Raw genomic sequence first — 5,032 nt, 5'->3', positions numbered from 1 at the left:
CCAGCAATAATCATACCGGACAGACTCTTAGCCGTCGCGATGAGGGCGGCGTCGCCGCCGTGCCAGCCGATCAGCGAAAGCCCGACGGGAACGCCGCCGGACCAGCCCAGCGGCAGGCTGATCTGCGGCGATCCCGTCAGCCCGGCGACGGCCGTCATATCGATGATCCGGCTGACCGCGTTCCGCATCTCGGACAAACGCGCATCGCGCCGGATCGGCAGGATCGGCGTCGTCGGCAGGCAGAGCAAGCGCCGGTCGCCAAGCAGTTCCTCCATCCGTTCCCGTGCCCGCTCCCGGAATGCCTTGGCGGCGTCGATCTCCGCTTGCGGCACCTTGCCGTCGCTGGCGAAGGCGCCTGCGACCTCGCTCGAGAAGCGTGGATTGACCCGGTCGATCCAGTCGCGGAAGGTGTCCTGGAACTCGGTCGATTGCAGCACCCGCTGATGGCGCGGCCAGTCCGCGATATCGCCATCGGCAAGCCTGCACTCCCGCACGCTCGCGAACTCCGTCCTCAGCCGATCGAGCACCGGTCGCAACGCATCCGCGACAGGTGCGTCGGCGATCCCGAAGCAGTCGGTGGCGACCAGGATTTCGGCCGGCAAACTGTCGCCGATGGCCTCCTGCAACAGCACGCCGCCGACAAGCCCGAACATCTCCGCATCGCGCGTGAAGTATCCGACCGTGTCGAAGCTCGGCGCCTGGGTCATCAGCCCCGCAACGGAGATGCGGCCATGGGTCGGACGCAGCCCGTACAACCCGCAGAAGCTCGACGGTGTCCGCACCGACCCGCCGGAATCCGTACCCAGCGCGAAGTCCACCAAGCCGCCGGCGACTGCCGACGCCGATCCGCTGGACGATCCGCCGGGCACCAGATCAGGCGCACGCGGATTGACCGGCGTCCCGTGATGACGGTTGATCCCCAGCAGCCCGAGCGAGATCTCGTCCGTGATGGTCTTGCCCGCGATGCCGGCCCCGGCATCGAGCAGGGCCTGCACCGCCCAGGCATGGCGTTCGGCCGGAGGATGGCTGGCCGTCCAATCGGGATTGCCGCAGCCGGTGACATGGCCTTCGACGTCGAACAGGTCCTTGACCGCGAAGGTCAGGCCGGCCAGCGGCCCGTCACCCGAGCCCCTGACCTGGACATCTGTTCCGGGAACGAAGGCGCCGAGGGTGTCCTGCATGGAAAGCATCTCGCAAAAATCGGAAAGTTGAGTAGCCGGGTCAGCGCGGCGTCTGTCCCCGGATGATCCCGGTGTCTTCGGCCCCCATCGGCACGAAGTCCTCGAAAGGCGAGGCGCCCGGTATCGCCGCAACACCCGCCCGCGCCACTCGGAGGTCTTCGGTCCCGGTCCCCGATCCGGCCCCGACCGCCCCGACCACCATCCCCTCGACCAGGATCGGCAGACCGCCGATCAGGTTGGTCCAGCGCCCTTCGGACGCCAGCGCTATCTGCAACTCGACATCGGCATGCGCGCCACCCGTCGGCGTGCCGGAGAGCGCCGCCGTCACCGCCTTGGCGCGCGACGACAGGACGCTGAGCGCCTTCGATCCGTCCATCCGGGCGAAGGACAGCAGGTTGCCGCCCAGGTCCACCACCGAAATGCACATCGGTCGCTCCAGCCGTTCGGCCTCGGCGATGGCGGCATTCAGCACCGCCATCGCTCCGGATAAGGTGAGGTTGCGGGCCGGCTTGGTCAGCTCCATCTCGAACAACCTTCTGATAAACTCCAAAGGACCGAAGACATCGACCGGTCAGGAACGTTAGGTGTCGGGCCTCTTCAGCCCGACATCTTTGCTGGAACTCACCGGTCGATCTTAAAGGCTGCTGGTATCAGTTCTTGTAGATCTTCCGGAAATCCGGATGGGTGTGGAACCAGTACTCGAAGCCGTCGACATTCTTCTGCATCGCATAGTCGGCATAGCGGTTGTAGAGCGGGATGCGGGGAAGTTCGGTCATCACGATGTCCACCGCCTTCTGCATGCTCGCCTTGAAGACGGCCGGGTCGGAGGTGAAGCGCGCGGTGTCGATCTCCTTGTCGAGCACGGGGTTGACGTAGTTGGCCGTGTTGAAGACGGAGTTGTTGCCGCCGTAATAGGTCCAGAAGAAGTGATAGTCGGGATAGTCCAGCCAGCCGTAGAACTCGGCGATCACCATCGGCATCTTCTTCGACGCCATCTGGGCGAACCAGTTGGAGCCCGGGACCTTCTCCAGGCTGACGTCGATGCCGATCTTTTTCAGCGCTTCCTGCACCAGGATGGCGGAAGGCTCGCGCACCGTCGCTTCCGACAGATCGAACGACAGGGTCGTCTTGAAGCCGTCGGGGAATCCCGCCTCGGCGAGCAGCTTCTTCGCCTTCTCTAGGTCCTGGCCATGCTTGATCGGCACCGGCCACGTCGGCTCGTACGGAGTCGAGGGATCGCCGTCATACATCGGCTTGGCTCGGCCATACAGGGCAGATGAGAAGATCTCCTTGTAGGGCAGGGCGTATGAAATCGCCTCTCGGACCTTCGGGTTGTCGAACGGAGGAATCTTGACGTTCATGTCCAGGAAGACGAGGTCGTTCTGCACCGGCACGCCGATGACCTTGACCTTGCCGTCCTTCGCCAGTTCGGCATAATCCTTCGGCGGAAGGCCGACCGACATGTCGACGTCGCCCTTCTCGAGCAGCGCGCGGCGGGTGCCGGCGGACGGGATCTGGCGCCAGACTACCTTCTTCAGCTTGGGCAGCGGTCCGGACTTCCAATCGTCGAAGCGGACGAAGACCGTCTGCTGACCGGGCGTCCAGGTTTCCACTTTGAAGGCGCCGCCGCCGGCGTCGTTCCGCGATACCCAGTCGAAGGCCCACGGATCGGCTGCCGTCGCGTGCTTCTTGGCAAGCTCCGAGTTGACGATCACGGGCACCGGCACCGCAAGGTCCGGCATGATCAGCTTGTTGACCCGATCGAACGTCGCCTTGAACGTGTAGTCGTCCACGACGGAGAATTGCTCGGGCTTGACCAGCGACCCGGCGGCCATCTGGATGGTCGGAAATCCTCCGGCGGCGATGGCGCGGTCGAAAGACCACTTCACGTCCTTCGCCGTCACCTTCGTCCCGTCATGGAAGGTCGCGTCCTTCCGCAGGTGGAAGATATAGGTCAGCCCGTCCTCGCTGATGTCCCAGCTTTCCGCCAGTTCCGGAGTCATCACCTTGGCGTCGTAGGATATCGTGCCGTCGGGAAGCGTCTTCTCGCCATGGCTGACCAGCCTGTCATAGGCGTGCCAGGTCACCATGCGGCTGTGGTCGTTGGCGGTCGGGACCATCGTGTCCAGGCCGTTCGGCCCCATTTCGGAGACGATGACCAGCGTGTCTTTCGGCGCCGGGGCCGCCAGAAGTCGCGATGCCGGCGCCAGCACGGAAGCCGTCAGCATCGACATAATAAGTACGCGTCGAGTCACCTTCATGGACCTGAGACTCCTGTGTTGGACTGCCTGTGACTGTGGTGAGCGGGATCGATGATCAGAGGCCAAGGTCGCCGACCAGCTTCGGCCAGACATGAGCCCAGGGCCGGGCGCGCTCGAAGGCGCCCGATGCGGCGAGTACGGTGCGGTCGGCCAGATGCCGGCCGATGATCTGCAGGCCGACGGGCAGACCGTCCTTGGTGAAGCCAGCCGGGATGCTGGCAGCCGGCTGTCCGGTCAGATTGCAGATGAAGGTGAAGGCCAGCCATGCAGCCGAGCGCACCATCTTGCCCTCGATGATTTCCGGCCCCTGCATGTAGAGGGGAAAGGCAGGCACGGCCAAGGTCGGCGTCAGCAGCAGGTCGTAGTTGGCCATCAGCCGCCACATCTTGTTGCACACGCCCTGGCGGACGAACTTGGCGTCGGTGAATTCCTCGGCCTTCCAGTCGCGGAAGACCAAGTCGAGCAGATGGGGCGAGATCTCGTGCTCGCGTCCCTTCATCAGGCGGCGCATGCCGGTAAGGTCGGTGTCGGAGGCGACCATCGTCCAGAAATGGGGAAGCGGGTCCTCCCAGCCGGGATCGACGCGCTCGACCGTGCAGCCCAGGTCGGATTCGAAGACCTTGACCGCTTCCGACACGACGCGGCGGACCTCGGGATCGACCGGCGCATAGCCCCAGTCCTCGCTATAGGCGATCTTCAGGCCCTTGATGCTCTCACCGGCCGCCTCGACGTAGTCGAAATCCGCCGCCGGGATCGAATAGCGGTCGCGCGGGTCCGGTCCCGTGATGACCTTCAGCATCAGGGCGGAATCCGCCACGGTGCGGCTCATCGGGCCGACATGCTCCAGCGACTCCCAGCTCGACACGCCGGGATAGCGTTCGTCGCGGCAGCCGGGATAGAGCGGCACGCGGCCCATCGACGCCTTGATGCCGTACAGCCCCGACAAGGCCGACGGTATCCGGATCGAGCCGCCGCCGTCGCTGCCGATGGCGAAGGGGGCAACGCCGGTCGCGACCGAGGCCGCCGACCCGGCGCTCGACCCGCCGGAGGTCAGGTCCAGGTTCCATGGATTGCGCGTCGCCTCGAAGACCGGGTTGTGACCGACGCCCGAATAGCCGAACTCCGGCACGTTGGTCTTGCCGATGATGACGGCTCCGGCATCCTTCAGCCGCTCGACGACGATGTCGTCCTCTTCGGGGACGAAGTCACGGTACAGATGCGACCCCATGACCGTCAGGATGCCCTTGGTGGCGACGAGGTCCTTGATGCCGATCGGTACGCCCGCCAGCAGTCCGGGATCTTCGCCGGCCGCGATCCTGGCATCGACCGCCTTGGCCGCCGCGCGCGCCACGTCGGGCGTCGGGGTGCAGAAGGCATGGATATGCGGTTCCAGCACATCCATCCGCTTCAGCGTCGCTTCCGTGACTTCCGTCGCCGATAGTTCCCTGGACTTTACCTTGGACGCGATGGTCACCGCGTCCATGCGGCAAATTTCGTTATCCGTGCTCATGGAAAACCTCCCAATAGTTCTTGTGCCCGGCAGTTCTTGTGCCCGGCAGCATTCGGGCCCCGGCAGCATTCAGGCAAAGT

The 5,032-nt window shown here is 64.9% G+C and carries 4 protein-coding genes; all 4 read right to left on the bottom strand.

Features of this window, described 5'->3' with window-relative positions; all coding sequences use genetic code 11:
• Positions 1–1,181: amidase (locus AC5JJ6_RS41125; RefSeq protein ID WP_496047594.1), on the bottom strand; the 1,181-nt coding region annotated here is incomplete at its 3' end.
• A gap of 40 nt (positions 1,182–1,221) precedes the next feature.
• Positions 1,222–1,704 carry a GlcG/HbpS family heme-binding protein gene (locus AC5JJ6_RS41120; protein WP_496047593.1) on the bottom strand — a complete coding sequence of 161 codons (483 nt, stop codon included), beginning with the start codon at positions 1,702–1,704 and terminating at the stop codon, positions 1,222–1,224.
• A gap of 127 nt (positions 1,705–1,831) precedes the next feature.
• Complete coding sequence (locus AC5JJ6_RS41115; protein WP_496047592.1) at positions 1,832–3,442, bottom strand: ABC transporter substrate-binding protein; 1,611 nt, start codon at positions 3,440–3,442, stop codon at positions 1,832–1,834.
• Positions 3,443–3,497: 55 nt separating this feature from the next.
• Complete coding sequence (locus AC5JJ6_RS41110) at positions 3,498–4,952, bottom strand: amidase (protein WP_496047591.1); 1,455 nt, start codon at positions 4,950–4,952, stop codon at positions 3,498–3,500.
• Positions 4,953–5,032 lie beyond the last annotated feature (80 nt).

This window comes from Skermanella sp., assembly GCF_059503625.1.
The sequence above is the reverse complement of the archived record's forward strand: the minus strand, read 5'-3'. Positions and strand labels throughout refer to the sequence as shown.

Bases quoted from the DNA above. Each gene is read 5' to 3' on its own strand.
- AC5JJ6_RS41120 (WP_496047593.1), bottom strand. From the start codon at position 1,704: ATGGAGCTGACCAAGCCGGCCCGCAACCTCACCTTATCCGGAGCGATG.
- AC5JJ6_RS41115 (WP_496047592.1), bottom strand. From the start codon at position 3,442: ATGAAGGTGACTCGACGCGTACTTATTATGTCGATGCTGACGGCTTCC.
- AC5JJ6_RS41110 (WP_496047591.1), bottom strand. From the start codon at position 4,952: ATGAGCACGGATAACGAAATTTGCCGCATGGACGCGGTGACCATCGCG.